Source organism: Pseudoduganella sp. jia 12 (assembly GCF_055502675.1).
The window spans coordinates 71413-85801 of the sequence record NZ_JBUXKP010000019.1 but is presented as its reverse complement, the minus strand read 5'-3'; the positions used below and the strand labels follow the sequence as shown (position 1 = coordinate 85801).

The 14389-nt window shown below is 67.6% G+C and carries 17 protein-coding genes; 10 read left to right on the top strand and 7 right to left on the bottom strand.

The window, feature by feature from the left end:
• Positions 1 to 2: 2 nt before the first annotated feature.
• From ACY65G_RS29095 to sdhC, 4 genes are read right to left on the bottom strand one after another with little or no spacing between them, the layout of a single operon-like run.
• A complete protein-coding gene (locus ACY65G_RS29095) occupies positions 3 to 713 on the bottom strand; it encodes a succinate dehydrogenase iron-sulfur subunit (RefSeq protein WP_464995882.1) in 711 nt (236 codons plus the stop codon).
• Between the two features lie 11 nt (positions 714 to 724).
• A complete protein-coding gene (gene sdhA / locus ACY65G_RS29090; protein WP_464995883.1) occupies positions 725 to 2503 on the bottom strand; it encodes a succinate dehydrogenase flavoprotein subunit in 1779 nt (592 codons plus the stop codon).
• 3 nt (positions 2504 to 2506) lie between these two features.
• Positions 2507 to 2869: a succinate dehydrogenase, hydrophobic membrane anchor protein gene (gene sdhD, locus ACY65G_RS29085; protein ID WP_130188206.1), complete on the bottom strand. Its 363-nt coding sequence runs from the start codon at positions 2867 to 2869 to the stop codon at positions 2507 to 2509.
• Between the two features lies 1 nt (position 2870).
• Positions 2871 to 3287: a succinate dehydrogenase, cytochrome b556 subunit gene (sdhC, locus tag ACY65G_RS29080; RefSeq protein WP_465000769.1), complete on the bottom strand. Its 417-nt coding sequence runs from the start codon at positions 3285 to 3287 to the stop codon at positions 2871 to 2873.
• A gap of 201 nt (positions 3288 to 3488) precedes the next feature.
• Between sdhC and ACY65G_RS29075 the strand changes: the two genes are divergently transcribed.
• The 4 genes from ACY65G_RS29075 to ACY65G_RS29060 all read left to right on the top strand — a co-directional run bounded on the left by ACY65G_RS29075 (position 3489) and on the right by ACY65G_RS29060 (position 6638).
• On the top strand, positions 3489 to 4433 hold the full coding sequence (locus ACY65G_RS29075; protein ID WP_465000768.1) for a LysR family transcriptional regulator: 945 nt from the start codon (positions 3489 to 3491) through the stop codon (positions 4431 to 4433).
• 75 nt (positions 4434 to 4508) lie between these two features.
• Complete coding sequence (locus ACY65G_RS29070; protein ID WP_465000767.1) at positions 4509 to 4895, top strand: carboxypeptidase regulatory-like domain-containing protein; 387 nt, start codon at positions 4509 to 4511, stop codon at positions 4893 to 4895.
• A gap of 145 nt (positions 4896 to 5040) precedes the next feature.
• A complete protein-coding gene (locus tag ACY65G_RS29065) occupies positions 5041 to 5988 on the top strand; it encodes a 5'/3'-nucleotidase SurE (RefSeq protein ID WP_465000766.1) in 948 nt (315 codons plus the stop codon).
• 8 nt (positions 5989 to 5996) lie between these two features.
• Positions 5997 to 6638 (top strand): hypothetical protein, encoded by a 642-nt coding sequence (locus ACY65G_RS29060; protein ID WP_465000765.1) that lies wholly within the window; start codon positions 5997 to 5999, stop codon positions 6636 to 6638.
• Between the two features lie 2 nt (positions 6639 to 6640).
• On the opposite strand, the gene ACY65G_RS29055 is transcribed toward ACY65G_RS29060, so the two are convergent.
• Positions 6641 to 7888: a TetR/AcrR family transcriptional regulator gene (locus ACY65G_RS29055; RefSeq protein ID WP_465000764.1), complete on the bottom strand. Its 1248-nt coding sequence runs from the start codon at positions 7886 to 7888 to the stop codon at positions 6641 to 6643.
• Between the two features lie 382 nt (positions 7889 to 8270).
• Here ACY65G_RS29055 and ACY65G_RS29050 point away from each other — a divergent pair, with 382 nt between their 5' ends.
• Positions 8271 to 8501 carry a hypothetical protein gene (locus ACY65G_RS29050; RefSeq protein ID WP_465000763.1) on the top strand — a complete coding sequence of 77 codons (231 nt, stop codon included), beginning with the start codon at positions 8271 to 8273 and terminating at the stop codon, positions 8499 to 8501.
• A complete protein-coding gene (rnk, locus tag ACY65G_RS29045; RefSeq protein ID WP_465000762.1) occupies positions 8498 to 8881 on the top strand; it encodes a nucleoside diphosphate kinase regulator in 384 nt (127 codons plus the stop codon). Before ACY65G_RS29050 ends, rnk begins: the two co-directional genes overlap by 4 nt.
• Here rnk and ACY65G_RS29040 read toward each other — a convergent pair whose 3' ends face one another.
• Both ACY65G_RS29040 and ACY65G_RS29035 read right to left on the bottom strand, forming a co-directional pair.
• Positions 8882 to 9499, bottom strand: coding sequence for a response regulator transcription factor (locus ACY65G_RS29040; protein WP_465000761.1), 618 nt, complete (start codon positions 9497 to 9499; stop codon positions 8882 to 8884). It abuts the gene before it with no gap.
• Entirely contained in the window at positions 9489 to 11081 is a 1593-nt protein-coding gene (locus ACY65G_RS29035) for an ATP-binding protein (RefSeq protein WP_465000760.1), read from the bottom strand. The genes ACY65G_RS29040 and ACY65G_RS29035 overlap by 11 nt, the downstream gene beginning before the upstream one ends.
• A 372-nt stretch (positions 11082 to 11453) precedes the next feature.
• On the opposite strand from ACY65G_RS29035, the gene ACY65G_RS29030 reads away from it, so the two are divergent.
• From ACY65G_RS29030 to ACY65G_RS29015, 4 genes are all read left to right on the top strand, one after another.
• The gene (locus ACY65G_RS29030; RefSeq protein WP_465000759.1) at positions 11454 to 12314 is read left to right on the top strand and encodes a hypothetical protein; all 861 of its coding nucleotides are present in this window, start codon (positions 11454 to 11456) and stop codon (positions 12312 to 12314) included.
• Positions 12311 to 12988, top strand: coding sequence for an N-acetyltransferase (locus ACY65G_RS29025; protein WP_465000758.1), 678 nt, complete (start codon positions 12311 to 12313; stop codon positions 12986 to 12988). Before ACY65G_RS29030 ends, ACY65G_RS29025 begins: the two co-directional genes overlap by 4 nt.
• 38 nt (positions 12989 to 13026) lie before the next feature.
• A complete protein-coding gene (grpE, locus tag ACY65G_RS29020) occupies positions 13027 to 13347 on the top strand; it encodes a nucleotide exchange factor GrpE (RefSeq protein WP_465000757.1) in 321 nt (106 codons plus the stop codon).
• A gap of 116 nt (positions 13348 to 13463) precedes the next feature.
• Positions 13464 to 14372: a universal stress protein gene (locus tag ACY65G_RS29015; protein WP_465000756.1), complete on the top strand. Its 909-nt coding sequence runs from the start codon at positions 13464 to 13466 to the stop codon at positions 14370 to 14372.
• Positions 14373 to 14389: the final 17 nt, after the last annotated feature.

Here is a 14389-nt window from a genome sequence, read left to right as displayed (position 1 = left end):
GATCAGATCGCGCGGCGGACCATCAGTTCCTTGATCTTGCCGATGGCCTTGTTCGGGTTCAGGCCCTTCGGACAGACGTCCACGCAGTTCATGATCGAGTGGCAGCGGAACAGGCGGTACGGGTCTTCCAGGTTGTCCAGGCGCTGGCCGGTGGCTTCGTCGCGCGAGTCGGCGATGAAGCGGTAGGCCTGCAGCAGGCCCGCCGGGCCCACGAACTTGTCCGGATTCCACCAGAACGACGGGCACGACGTGGAGCAGCACGCGCACAGGATGCATTCGTACAGGCCGTCCAGTTCCTCGCGCTCGGCCGGCGTCTGCAGGCGTTCCTTCTCGGGCGGGATCGACTCGTTGATCAGGAACGGCTTGATCGACTCATACTGCTTGAAGAACTGCGTCATGTCCACGATCAGGTCGCGGATCACCGGCAGGCCCGGCAACGGGCGCAGGATGATCGGTTCGGACAGTTCGTTCAGGTTCGTCGTGCACGCCAGGCGGTTCTTGCCGTTGACGTTCATCGCGTCCGACCCGCACACGCCTTCGCGGCACGAGCGGCGCAGCGCCAGCGAATCGTCCACGTCGGACTTGATGCGCTGCAGCGCGTCCAGCAGCATCTTGTCGGTGTCCTTCAGCTCGACCGTCAGGTCCTGCATGTAGGGCTTGGCATCCTTGTCCGGATCGTAGCGGTAGATCTTGAATTTGAGAGTACGTGCCATGTTTTGCTACCTTAGAAAGTGCGTGCTTTGGGCTTGAAGGTTTCCACCGTCAGCGGCTTGGTGACGACCGGCTTGTACTCCAGGCGGCAGCCTTCGGAGAACCACAGCGTGTGCTTCATCCAGTTTTCGTCGTCGCGGTTCGGGAAATCGCTGTGCGCGTGCGCGCCGCGCGATTCCTTGCGGGCCACCGCGGAGGTGATCGTGGCCTTGGCCGTCTCGATCAGGTTGTCCAGCTCCAGCGCTTCGACGCGGGCGGTATTGAACACCTTCGACTTGTCCTTGAACGACACGTGCTTGCGGCGCTCGTCGAGCTTCATGATCTCGTCGAAGCCCGCTTTCAGCAGCTCGTCGGTACGGAACACGCCGCAGTATTTCTGCATCGTGGCGCGGATGTCGTTGGCCACGCCCTGCACCTTTTCGGAACCGGTCGAGGTTTCCAGGCGGTTCAGGCGGTCCATCGCGAAGTCCGATGCGTCCTTCGGCAGATCCTTGTGTTCCTTCGCCTTCAGGTTCGAGGCGACGACATGGTTGCCGGCCGCGCGGCCGAACACCACCAGGTCGAGCAGCGAGTTCGTGCCCAGGCGGTTCGCGCCGTGCACCGACACGCAGGCGCATTCGCCGATCGCGTACAGGCCGCCCACGATCTTCTGCGAGCCGTCGGCCGACGGTGCCACGACCTGGCCATGGATATTGGTCGGGATGCCGCCCATCTGGTAGTGGATCGTCGGCACGACCGGGATCGGTTCCTTCGTCGCATCCACGTTGGCGAACTTGTGGCCGATTTCCAGGATCGACGGCAGGCGCTTCTCGATCGTCTCCTTGCCGATGTGGCGCAGGTCGAGCAGCACGTGGTCCTTGTTCGGGCCCACGCCGCGGCCTTCCTTGATTTCCTGGTCCATCGAGCGCGACACGAAGTCGCGCGGCGCCAGGTCCTTCAAGGTCGGCGCATAGCGCTCCATGAAACGCTCGCCCTGCGAGTTGATCAGGATGCCGCCTTCGCCGCGCACGCCTTCGGTGATCAGGACGCCCGCGCCGGCCACGCCGGTCGGGTGGAACTGCCAGAACTCCATGTCCTGCAGCGGCAGGCCGGCGCGTGCCGCCATGCCCATGCCGTCGCCGGTGTTGATGAACGCGTTGGTCGATGCGGCGAAGATACGGCCGGCACCACCGGTGGCGAAGATCGTCGTCTTCGCCTGCAGGATCATCACGTCGCCCGTTTCCATTTCCAGCGCGACCACGCCGATCACGTCGCCTTCGCTATCGCGGATCAGGTCCAGCGCCATCCATTCGACGAAGAAGTGGGTGCGCGCGCGGACATTGCGTTGATAAAGCGTGTGCAGCAGCGCGTGGCCGGTACGGTCGGCCGCGGCGCAGGCGCGCTGCACGGCCTTCTCGCCGAAGTTCGCGGTATGGCCGCCGAACGGGCGCTGGTAGATCGTGCCGTCGGGGTTGCGGTCGAACGGCATGCCGAAGTGTTCGAGTTCATACACGACCTTCGGGGCTTCGCGGCACATGAATTCGATCGCGTCCTGGTCGCCCAGGTAGTCGCCGCCCTTGACGGTGTCGAACATGTGCCAGAACCAGTTGTCCTCGGCCATGTTGCCCAGCGAAGCACCGATGCCGCCCTGTGCGGCCACCGTGTGCGAACGGGTGGGGAAGACTTTCGACAGCACGGCCACGTTCAGGCCGGCTTCTGCCAGTTGCAGGGAGGCGCGCATGCCGGAACCGCCGGCGCCGACGATCACCGCGTCGAAGCGGCGTACCGGGATGGAAGATTTGATTGCTGCCACGATTTACACACTCCAGAGGATCTGCACCGACCACACGGCGCACGCGATCAGCCACATGGCCGACGCGGTTTGAATGAGGAAGCGAACGCCCACGTTCTTGATGTAGTCCTGGTAGACGGACACGACGCCGACCCAGGCGTGGTAGAACAGGCCGATCAGCGTGGCCAGGGTGAACAGCTTGAACCATGTCTGGGCGAACAGGCCGGCCCAGCCCTCGTAGGAGAAGTTATTGCCGGTCAGGAAAGCGCCCAGCAGCACGACGGTGTATACCACCATCACGATGGCGGTGGCGCGCTGCGCGAGGAACTCGCCCAGGCCGTAGTGGGCGCCGACGACGAGGCGCTTCGGTCCGATATTGTTTTTCATCTCAGAACACTCCGAACAGTTTCAGGGCGACCAGGAACGTCACGACCAGGCTGATGGCCAGCACGGCGACCGACGTCTTGCGGGCGGAATCCTTGTCCAGGCCCACGTGGGTATCCATCACCAGGTGGCGGATGCCGGCGCAGAAGTGGTGCATGTAGCCCCACACCATGGCCAGGATGACCAGCTTCGTGAACGGATGCTGGGCGATGCCCTGGAAGTGCGCGAAGGAGATCTCGGAACGGATGCTTTCCTGCAGCAGGTACAGGATGAACGGCAGCAGCACGAACAGCAGCATGCCGCTGATGCGGTGCAGGATCGACACGATGGCCGACAACGGCATGCGGTAATTGCCTAGTTCACCGACGTGGATGTTGCGGTATTCTCTCCGCGGTTTTCTTTGGGTTTCTTGTACAGCCATTGGAGACCTCTCACCTGGTTATAGATCCCGCGCGTGACCATGCCCATGATCAACGCAGGTTGCAAGCCGTGGATTATCGTGAAATGCTGTTATGCTGTCCAATATATGAAACGTTTGGAATCCAGATGAAAACCAGATACCGGCACGGTTCTGTGTGCCATCTGCTTGTTTTTCAAGCACATCGTTGATTGGATAATTGCAATGGAATTAAGACGCCTGCGTTACTTCGTGGCTGTGGCGGAAGAGGGTAATGTGACCCGTGCGGCCGAGCGGCTCGGCATCGGCCAGCCGCCGCTGAGCCAGCAGATCCTCACACTGGAGCGGGAGCTGGACGTGCAGCTGTTCCATCGCACCGGCCATGGCGTGTCGCTCACGGAAGCCGGCAAGGCGTTGATGGTCGATGCGAAACGGCTGTTGAACGATGCGCAGAGCGCCGTGGCGAACGCGCAACGTGCCGGCCGTGGCGAGACGGGCCGCCTGCACCTGGGCTCGACCGCCTCGGCCGCATTCCACCCCATCGTGCGCGCGCTGATCCGTGCGTTTCGCGCCACCTATCCGGGGGTGGCGCTCACGCTGACCGAAGGCACGACCACGCAGTTGCTGGCACTGCTGGAAGAAGGGCGGCTCGACCTGGCGCTGATGCGCCCCGGCACGCACTCGTTTGCCGGCATCGCGCTGTACCAGATCGCCAGCGAGCCGATGAAAGTGGTGCTGCCGGCCGGTCATCCGCTGGCGAAGAGCCGCCGCATTCCGCTGACCGCGCTGGCGGCCGAATCGTTCGTGCTGATTCCGCGCGAGGAAAGTCCCATGCTGCACGACGAAATCTTCAATGCGTGCCGCAAGGCCGGTTTCGAACCGGTACCGGGGCAGCAGGCGCCGCAGCTGTCGTCGGTCGTCAACCTCGTGTCCGCCGAATTCGGTGTCTCGATCGTCCCGGCGTCCGTCAGCCAGATCCGCGCCGAAGGCGTCGTGTATGCGGACATCGCGGATGCCAGGGTCGTCACCAACCTGGCGCTGGCGTCGCGCGATGCCGAACCTTCCGCGAAGGTCGCCAACTTCCTTGCGCTGGCCGAGCAGGCGCGGTCGGCGGCGGGAACGGGCGGCCCTGCCCGCAAGCGGCGCTCCGCCAGCGCGCTCGTTTCATGACAGGAGAACGCCATCGGACATCTTTCTAAAATCCTCTGCGGCATGCTGGCAAGCGCGGCCCTCGCTGGTAGCGCCATGGCGCAAGGCACGCTGAAGAGCGGCACCAGCGGCACGGTACCCTATGCCAGCGGCGGCAGCACGGTGGATGAGCGCGCCGCGCTGGCGGGCATGCGCGCCAACTACAACCTGCGGCTCACGTTCGCCTTGCACGACACGGGCGCCATGGTGGCCAACGTGGCGCTCACGATCGACGACGTGCGGCAGGGGCGGGTCGTCACGCTGACGGGCATCGGACCGCAGGTGCTGCTGAAGCTGCCGCCGGGGACGTATGCACTGGCCGCGACGTTCAAGGGCGTGGAACAGCGGCGCCGGGTCACGCTGGACCGTTTCGGCGAACCGCGCGACCTGGTGTTCTACTGGATCCCCGAGCGCCCGGCGATTACCCCCGGTGCTCGGCGATGAAATCGTACAAGTGTTTTATTCGAATGAGCTAGATGCATCGGCGGCTTAATTTTCCATAAGACAGATTCGTACAGGCGTCATAATGTTGTCATGAATGCCCGCTAGTATCGCTGCTCCACAACACAGCAGCATTCAAGAGGAATCCATGACACTCCGGTTGATCTCCGCCGCCGGGCTGGCCCTGTGCGCCAGCCACGCCCTTGCCCTGAACATCGTCGTCGCGAACGATGACGGGCTGACCAGCAACGTGAAGGCACTGTACGATGAACTGCGTGCCGCCGGCCATTCGGTCATCGTGTCGGTACCGTGCACGGGCCAGAGCGGGCGCAGTTCCGCCATCGTGATGTACAGCACCACCACGATCGTGCCCGACAACGACAAGACGCAGGTCGAGGCGGAAGGCGGCTGCCACAACGGCGCCGCGCCGCTGGGCGCACCGGCGGTGGGGCCGTTCACGAAGAGCGGGTTCACGGGCGGCGACTACCACTATGTGCACGGCACGCCCGTGATGGCACTGATGTACGGGCTCGACGTGCTGGCGCCGGCGCGCTGGGGCAAGGCGCCCGACCTGGTGCTGTCCGGCCCGAACGAAGGCCAGAACGTGGGCAAGCTCGTGATCAATTCGGGCACCATCGGCAATGCCCAGTTCGCGGCGGGCCGCGGCCTGCCGGCGATCGCGCTCAGTGCCGGCAGCAACACGGCGGACAACACGGGCTTGGCGAATCCGGTGTCGCGCGTCGTTGCCCAACTGGCCGTGAAGCTGGTCGCGGCGCTGCAGGCCAAAGCCGGCAGCGGCGCATTGCTGCCCAACGGCGTTGCCCTGAACGTGAACTTTCCCGATGCACCCGTGGCGAACACCGGCTGGGCATTCGCCCGCCAGGGAACCTACGACACGTACCGGCTGAAATTTTCCAGCGCCGCGCCGTGGGGCCTGTCGGGCGCCGCACCGGGCACCGCGACCGCGGACCAGGCCGAGGACGAGGCGCTGGTCTACAAGACGAAGGTGGCCGTTACCGCCATGCAGGTCGGCTACGAGCAGCGCCCCGCCGCGCAGCAGTGGCTGCGCCTGCGCCTGCGCGAGATGTTCCAGTGAGCCGCGCCATGAAACCGGCTTTCCGCTGCGCCGCCGCCGCGCTGTCATTGTCATTGCTGCTCGCCGCCTGCGGCAGCAGCGATGACGACGGGGCCCCACAGACCAGGGTGACCGAACTTGGCACGGGCGCCTACGCGGTCAGCACGGGCGACGCCGCCAGCCCCGTCGAAGGCAAGTACTACGCCGGCACGGACGGCAGCCGGCTGCTCGTGCTGAACGACAGCGTCCAGCAGGCTGCGGCCCTCTATCAGCGCGACGGCAATGGCGCCTGGCGCGCCACGCCCGCCGCCACGGGCGACACGACGGTGGACCTGTCGGGCAGCAACGCCATCGTGGCCGGCACACCGGGTGTCGCGTCGCTCGCCGGGCGCTACGAGGTGCGCCTGGGTTCCGGCGCCACCGCCGCGTTCTCGGTCGGCACGGGCGGCGATATCGTGCCCGGCACGTCGACGTGCAAGCTCTCGGGCAAGCTGGCGCCGTCCACGCTGCCGAACACCCTGAAGCTCACGCTGGCGACGTCGGCCTGCGGCGACCTGCCGGCCGCGATCGACGGGTATCTCGTCGCCGATGCCGACTATGCGCCGGCGGCCTTCCGCCTGCTGGGCAATGGCGGCGCGAAGCCGCTCGACCTGTGGGCCTACGCGCAGTAGCGCTAACGACCGGCCTGCAGCCAACGGGCGGCGGCGGCGAATGCGTCGCCCACCGCCCGGTCGCATGCATCGCCGGGCGGCAGGCTGTTGATCAAACCGGTCAATCCCAGGGAGATCACCTGTGCGCCGAGGGCGTCGATGCCGTGCGCATCGGGCATATGCTTCTTGAAGACCTTGACGAGGTTGATGCCGCGGCGGCTGCGCATGTGCGCCACGTGCGGCACCAGCCCGGGCATGCGCGTGGCGGCCAGCGCCACGGCGCAATTCGCTCGCGCCAGGTCGAGCTTCTTGCCATCGCCTGCGCTGCGCAGGCGCTGCACGCCATCCAGGTTTTCCGCATCGACCGCGCCGAGGATGTGCGCGGTGATCGACTCCAGCCCGGCCAGTACCAGGTGATGCTGCGTGGGGAAGCGGTAGCTCAGCGTGGTGTGCGCGATGCCGACGTCCGCCGCGATGACCCGGTGCGTGAGGCCGCCGACGCCTTCGGCGGCAAGCCGCATGCCGCAGGCACGCGCTGCCAGCGCCAACCATGGCGGCGCGCGCTCCGGCCCGTCCGTCACAGGTTCGCCGGCGTGGCGCATGCGCTCGCCCATGCTGTCGAACAGCACGGCATCCGCCGCATCCGGCCGGGGCGCGGCCACGCCGGCAAACAGGCGTTGCAGGCAAAGCCGGCGCAGCATCCGGTAAGGCAGGCTGCCCTCCAGCGCCAGGCCGTAGCACTGTTCCGCGATCGCGTAGCCATGCCACCAGCCGCTTGCCACCATGGGTGCCGGCACGCCCGCCTGGCGGCCGAAGTCGTCCCAGAACGCCTGCCGTAGCCGCGACCAGCCAGCGAACGCGGTGCGGATCGAGGCGTCCGACGCGCACGCATGCAGCATCTCCAGGTACAGCATGGACAGCGCGCGCTGTTGCGTGGCCTGTTCTTCCAGCAAAGCTTCCGCCAGGTCGGCGGCCAGGCCGGCGGCCAAGGGAAATGCCATGTCGCCCAGCGAAGCCAGCGTGGCACGCCAGCCGTCGAACAGGGCGGCATCGCTGGCAACGGCGGCATCGCAGATGGCGGCGATCACGCCGGCCCTGTCGCCGAAATGGGTCGTGAGTACGGTTACGGACACGTCCAGCTTCTGTGCCAGCGGCCGCAATGTCAAGGCAGGCAAGCCGCCGGCGGCCACGATATCGCACACCGCCGCCAGCAGTGCCTCGGGGCGTGGCGTCCTGCGCGTGGTCTTTCTGGCGGTGCCTGGCTCGGTCAAAGGTGGCTCATGGTGGATGGCTGATCGCGCGATTGTAGAGCGTAAACCGGCTAAGTGTTCCCCTTACGCGACTCGCGGATTCGGCATCTCCCGCGCCTTGGCATAATTGTGCTGTATTCAAGGCTGTATTCAATCGAACACCATTTTCGCCACTTCACCGCAGGAATCCCGATGTTGCCAATGCTTACGACGACGAGTTGCCTGCCCGATGCGATCGGAGGCCCAGCCCGGCTTTGCCTGGCTCGGCGGGTACATCCGTGCTGGATTTCCGGCAACGGGTGAACCCGCCGGGCGACCTGTTGCGTTACCGCGCACCGATGCGATCGGCCCGCGCGGTCTTTCCACAGTCGAGCAAGGAGTAGTCGTCATGGACGAGCAAATCATGCATCTCAACGAGTCGGTACCGGGCATCCATGCACCGGACTCCCGCAAACCCGGTCGCGGCAGGCGCCAGCTGGTACGCCGCCTGCTGGCACGCCGCATGGCATGGCGCCGCCGCGTCGTCGCGTCGATGTTCGCGGCGCTCGCCGCCCTGGCGGCCTCCCACCTGGCCTTCGCGGAATACGCGGCAGCCGCGCCGGTAACCGCCGCCACCCAGGGAGGCTTGCGATGAGCGCTGCGCAACCGGGTATTTTCGTGTCGACGACCGACTTCGACCGCCTCACGGCCTTGCTCGACGACTTGCCGCCCGGCGAGTCGAACCGGCTGCGGCCCCTCTCCGAGGAACTCGACCGGGCCGAGCTCCTCGATCCGCGCGACATGCCGCACGACGTGGTGGCGATGCATTCCACCGTGCGGTTCTCGCTCGACGCGGCCGCCGGCGACCTGCGGCTGACCCTTGTCTATCCCGACGAGGTGGGCGACAGGATGGACCGCATTTCCGTGTTTGCGCCCGTGGGCAGTGCCCTGCTCGGGTTGCAGGCCGGCGCCCGGATCGTCTGGCCCCGGCCGGGCGGCGGCATGCAGACCATCACGGTACGCGACGTGTCGTGATCAGGCGGGCCCTGGCGCATGCAGCATGTGCTGGCGCACCAGGTCCGCCACTGTCGTAACGTCCAGCTTGGCCATCACGCGCGCCTTGTGCACTTCCACGGTCCGCACGCTGATGGCCAGTTCGACCGCGATTTCGCGGTTGTGCCGGCCATTGACGACCAGTTCCATCACTTCGCGTTCGCGCGGCGACAGCGAAGCGTGGCGCCACGCATACTCCTCGGCCGCCCGATCCGCCTGCACGATGCTCCCCTGCCGCGCAAAGGCTTCCTCGATGGCGCGCACGAGCTGCGCTTCCTGCAGCGGCTTTTCAAGAAAATCCACCGCCTGCATGCGGAATGCCTCGCGTGCCGAGTGCACGTCGCCATGGCCCGTGATGATCAGCACCGGCAGGCTGCTGCCTGTCTCGACCAGCTTCCTTTGCAGCGCCAGGCCATCCATGCCCGGCATGCGGATATCGAGCAGCAGGCAGCCGCGCAGCGCGGGCGACCATATGCCCAGGAAGGACGCGGCGTCGGAAAAGAACGCGGTCCTGTAGCCGTGCAGGCTCAGGAGCAGGCCGAGCGCGTCGCGCACTGCGGCGTCGTCATCGATGATGTAGACCGTCAGTTCATTGCTCATCGGCTTGCCTTTCGTCGCCGGTCGTGTGCGCCGGCAATGTGATCTTCAATACGGCGTGGGGACCCGGTTCCACCGTCAGCGTGCCGCCGTGGGTTTCCACGATCGACCGGCTGATCGCCAGCCCCAGTCCCAGGCCACTGGATTTCAATGAAATGAACGGCTCGAACAGGCGCGAGCGGATCTTGTCGGCGATGCCCGGACCATTGTCGGCGATCCTGATCCACACCGACGGGCCATCGAGGCCGGCATCGATGGCGATGCGGCGTCCGGCTTCGTCGGGTACCTGGGCGAGCGCCTGGATCGCATTCGACAGCAGGTTGCGCAACACGATTTCCAGCTGCACCCGGTCGGCCAGGAGCATTGCCCGGGGCAGGGCACCCACTTCGAGGGCGATGCCCTGTTCGCCGGCCTGGCCGGCGAACGACGCCGCGGCACCATCGACCAGGTCGGCCAGCGCGATCGGTTCCAGCGCCGTGGTCCCGGTGCGGAAGAAATCGCGCAGGCGCCTGAGCACATTCGACGCGCGCTCCGATTCGGCCACCATCGAGCGGATGGTCTTCTGCAGCAGCGCTTCGCTGTCGCCGCGCGCCATCAGCCGCTCGCATGCGCTGCCATACACCGACAGGGCCGTCAGCGGCTGGTTCAGTTCGTGGGCCAGTGCCCCCGCCATTTCGCCGGCCGCGGCCAGCCGCAGCGACTGCCGCAGTTCATCGCTGGCCTGGCGCGCCACGTCGACGGCGATACCGATCAGGAAACCGGACAGCGTCAGCGTCAGCACCAGCATCTGCACGTTCGGCACCTGCGCCGGGTATGCGATCGGCCGCAGCGCCGCGATGGTGACGCCGGCTTCCAGCACGATGGCCGCCGTGACGGCGCCCGCCATGCCATGGCGCGCGGCGGCCCAGGCCAGCGGCAGGATGAGCAGGTAGTAGACCAGCGGTTCCTGGGCGGGCCGTTGCAGGCCGATCGCCAGCACCAGCGCGATCAAGGCCGTGTAGGCTGCCGTTTCCCAGCTGGCGAGCCGCTCGAGGCAGTCGGCACGCAAGGCGCCGTCGAGCAGGTAGTGGAGGGCGGGCACGATGACGAGCATGCCGGCCGTCTCGGCGATGGTAAAGCGTGTCAGCAGGTCGAACCAGGCTGCGCTGCCGGCGGCGCCAGGCCCCAGCAGCATGAAGGCATACACCGCCGCGCTGAGCAGGCTGCCGAGCGTGACGAATCCGGCCCACAGCAGCAGGCCGCGGTGGCTGGCGAAACAGGCGCTGCCTGGCAGGTAGCGGCGCATCAGCGCCCCGACCGCCATGTACATCGGCACCGGCAGCACGCCGATGAACAGCGACAGCGCCGGCAGGGCCGGCAGGGCCGGCGTGATGGCGGCGGCCACCAGGACCGTGGCGGCAAGCAGCGGCAGCGCACGGACGCCCCCACGCAGAACGCTGTACAGGGCCAGCCCCGCAGCCGGATGCCAGACCGGCGCGATGGCCTGGTAGCGCGCTTCCGGGCCGCTCAGCATGTCGAGCACGATGTAGGCGATGCCGAAGGCACCGGCGAGCCAGACGGCTCGCGCGGCACGCGGTTGGATCATGTGGTTTCCCTGGGCGGATGCCGGCACGACGGAGCGTGCGGACTGGTACGGTTGGGCGGGGATGTCCGCCAAGGCGTTCCCTTGGTGGATCGCCCGGAATTTCATGTCGAGCGTGGCGATTATACTGCGCACCAGGGCATCCTGCCCGCCCGCCGGGCCTGTGCCATGGCTGCGGGGAACGTCATCTCCACTGCAGCCGCGGCTGCCGGCGGCTGCCCCGAATGGCTCGGCGCCGAAACGTATCCCGGCCGCGATAAGGGATTCCCTTACGGGCGGCGCCGAATAGGCAGCAGCCCGGCTTTATCCGATACTGGCGCCATGCATCCGGACCCGGATGCGGGACCGCGCGAGCGCGGACACGGATCGAGCGACATGGACCTGACAAAGAACTTCCTCAAGACAAAACAGCCCTGCGCGGATGGCTTCCGCTGGTTCCTGAAACACTGCGCGAAGGGCGCCGACTACCAGCCCCTGCTCGATGCCCTCGTGGCCGCGGGGCGGGTGGGCGACGCCTGCTGGCTGCTCGCGCAATTCGGACCGACGGCCGACATCCTGGTGCTCGATTCGATCGACGCGGATGCGATGGTGTTCGCCGGATCGGTCCAGGTGCGCGGCAATATCGACGTGGCCACGGTGCTCGCGACTGGCGGCGGCATGCGTGCCGGTGGCGGCATCCGCGCCGGCGAGTCGCTGTCGAGCGGCGGCGCGATCCGGGCGGGGGGCGCGATCCGCTCGGGTGGTCCGCTCGATGCCGGTGGCGACCTCGTCGCACTGTGGGGCATCGACGCGGCAGGCGACCTGCGCGTGCGCGGCAATGCGCGCGCCGGCTGGGATATCGCCTGTGGCGGCGCCATGGCCGTGGAAGGCGACTGCATCGCCGGCCAGGACATCGTGGCCGGTGCCGCCGTCAGCTGCGGCAAGGGCATCCGCGCCGGCGGTGCCATCACGGGCAGCGCCGGCGTCGGTGCCGGCCATGGCATCGAAAGCAGCGGCGACATCGTGTGCGCCCTGCACCTGGAAGCCGGCTGGGGCATCAGGGCCGGCGGTGCGATCCTTGCTGGCGGTGCGATCAGGGCAGGCGAGAGCCTGCATGCCGACGCCATCGCTGCCGGCGACGGCTATGGCGTGTATGCCGGCCTGGTGGTGCGGCAGGACAGCTGGGAAAGCAGTGCCCGGGTGTCGAGCCGGCACCGGCCGGAACGGCTGTTCAGCGGCTGCTGGGTGCACGCGTGAGCGCGCTGGCGTGGCCCGCGCGGGGATGGCCGTTGCGGCCGGCGCAATTGCGCATCGACGTCGACCATCGGCAGGAGGACATCGAGCGGGAGCTGGACGCGATCGAGCGGCGCATGGGGCGCGCGGGCGACAGCCTGCATGGCCTGGCTACACTGCCGGTCGGCTTGCCGGGTTTCGTGTTCCGCCATCGCATCGCCGATGGCGAGCACTATGTCTATGCGATCGATGCGGCCAGTGGCCGGCTGGCCGGCTACACCGTGTTCAACCGCCTGGTCGAAGTCGACCGGCGCGCCGACCGCTACCTGCGGGCGCCGCACTCCAGGTACGCGCCTGCCTGGCAGCGCCGCGGCATCGCCACGGCGGTCTACCGGTGGTGGCTGGGGGCGGGCAATTGCCTGATCAGCGGCGCGCGCCAGTCGGCCGGGGCACACGCGCTGTGGCAGGCCCTCGCGCGGGAGCATCCGCTGGCTTATGCAAGCCTGCGCGACCGGAAGCTCGGCTACCTGCCGCCGCACGCTTTCGCGCAGGTGCGCGAGCAACTGGGGACCCGCATGATCCTGCTCGGCAAAGGCTGGGACGCGGACCGGCTTGCCGTGGCGGCAGGCATACGGCCGGCATGGGCAGCCGTGGAGCGCCCGGTGGAACGGGGGCGCCGCGCCGGAATGGAACGCTGATGCGCCGGCATGCCGGCGCCCACGAAGGAGGAACAACAATGCAAGCTGAAGAGTACCTGGATCCGCACGGCGATGCGCACCGCCTCGCCGCGCTGCAGGAGCAGATGCGCGCGCTCGACGAGCGCCTGACCGCCGCGGTCACCGACATGATGTACGCGCGCCGCCGCGCGCAGGAAGACCGCCATCACGAGCACCTCTATGCCATCACCGGACTGGCCCGGGACATCCTGCCGTTCCGTGATGCGCTGGAAACCGCGCTTGCGATCGACACGCACGATGTGGAAGCGATGCGGACGGGTCTCGAACTCGCCCACAGGCAGCTGGCCGTGGTGCTGGAGCGCTGCCGGGAATCGACTTAACAGCGCGGCCTGCCAGCGCGGCCTGACAGCGCGGCTCAACAGTGCGGCCTGACAGCGCGCGCGGCGGCCCGGCCGGGCGGCGATACACGTTACTGACGGAGGCCTATGTGGATCGGATGAGCAGGATACTTCTGGCGATCGACCAGCCCGAAGTCGGGCGTGCCGAGTTGCGCGCCATGTTGCTGGCGCGGCAGGTCGGCGTGAGCGAGCTCGACGTCATCGCCACCAGGCGGGCAGGCGCGGGCCTCGGCCCCCGTACCGCGTTCAGCCAGCTGCGGGTGGACGATGGGACATTGTCCGCGATGATCGGCGGACAGCGGCATGGCCTCGACGACGCGGCGGCGATCTGCGCGCTGCCGCAGGCCTGGACGGTTCGCGATGCGAGCGCCGCAAGCATCGTCGCGGCCGCGGCGGAAGACGTGGGCGCCGACCTCGTGGTGCTGGCCGGCGGTACCGGACCGGCGGTCACCAGGTGGATGCGGCCGCCGAGGAGCGCGGACGTGGCGCGCCTGTGCCGCAGCCCGGTATTGCTGGTCAATGCGGAGCCGCGGGACATGTACCGGAAAGTCGTCGTCGCGCTGGATTTCTCACGGGCTTCGCTGGCCGCCGCCAGGGCGGCGCTGCGCATGGCGCCCAGGGCCAGCTTCGTATTCCTGCATGCGTGGCGCCTGCGGGACGAAGGGCTGATGCGGGAACTCGCGCTGCCGGAACAGGCGATCCGCACGTATCGCGAAGAGGGCCTGGAAAGCGCGCGCATCCGGCTGGGCGATTACGTCGACCTGTTCTTCCCGGGCGTGCAATCGCGCTCGCGCGTCGTGCACCACGGAACGCCGCATGGCGGCATCGTTCACCATGCGCGGCGCTGGGGCGCCGATCTCGTTGTCATCGGCAAGGAGCGGGCCCGGCCCCGCCGCCGGTTCGCGCCGGGGAGCCTCAGCGAGAGGCTTGCGGCGCAGGGCGCGTGCGACCTGCTGGTCGGCCCCGGCCCGAACGGCCGCGACGACGACCTGAGGCTGGCCGCCTGAGCCGCGCCGCCGTGCAT

Coding starts and splice junctions, on each gene's coding strand:
- ACY65G_RS29050 (WP_465000763.1), top strand. CDS start 8,271: ATGCATCTCAACGAGTCGGTACCGGGCATCCATGCACCGGACTCCCGC.
- grpE (WP_465000757.1), top strand. CDS start 13,027: ATGCAAGCTGAAGAGTACCTGGATCCGCACGGCGATGCGCACCGCCTC.
- sdhC (WP_465000769.1), bottom strand. CDS start 3,287: ATGGCTGTACAAGAAACCCAAAGAAAACCGCGGAGAGAATACCGCAAC.
- ACY65G_RS29070 (WP_465000767.1), top strand. CDS start 4,509: ATGGCGCAAGGCACGCTGAAGAGCGGCACCAGCGGCACGGTACCCTAT.
- ACY65G_RS29060 (WP_465000765.1), top strand. CDS start 5,997: ATGAAACCGGCTTTCCGCTGCGCCGCCGCCGCGCTGTCATTGTCATTG.
- sdhD (WP_130188206.1), bottom strand. CDS start 2,869: ATGAAAAACAATATCGGACCGAAGCGCCTCGTCGTCGGCGCCCACTAC.
- ACY65G_RS29040 (WP_465000761.1), bottom strand. CDS start 9,499: ATGAGCAATGAACTGACGGTCTACATCATCGATGACGACGCCGCAGTG.
- ACY65G_RS29075 (WP_465000768.1), top strand. CDS start 3,489: ATGGAATTAAGACGCCTGCGTTACTTCGTGGCTGTGGCGGAAGAGGGT.
- ACY65G_RS29035 (WP_465000760.1), bottom strand. CDS start 11,081: ATGATCCAACCGCGTGCCGCGCGAGCCGTCTGGCTCGCCGGTGCCTTC.
- ACY65G_RS29065 (WP_465000766.1), top strand. CDS start 5,041: ATGACACTCCGGTTGATCTCCGCCGCCGGGCTGGCCCTGTGCGCCAGC.
- rnk (WP_465000762.1), top strand. CDS start 8,498: ATGAGCGCTGCGCAACCGGGTATTTTCGTGTCGACGACCGACTTCGAC.
- ACY65G_RS29095 (WP_464995882.1), bottom strand. CDS start 713: ATGGCACGTACTCTCAAATTCAAGATCTACCGCTACGATCCGGACAAG.
- ACY65G_RS29015 (WP_465000756.1), top strand. CDS start 13,464: ATGAGCAGGATACTTCTGGCGATCGACCAGCCCGAAGTCGGGCGTGCC.
- ACY65G_RS29030 (WP_465000759.1), top strand. CDS start 11,454: ATGGACCTGACAAAGAACTTCCTCAAGACAAAACAGCCCTGCGCGGAT.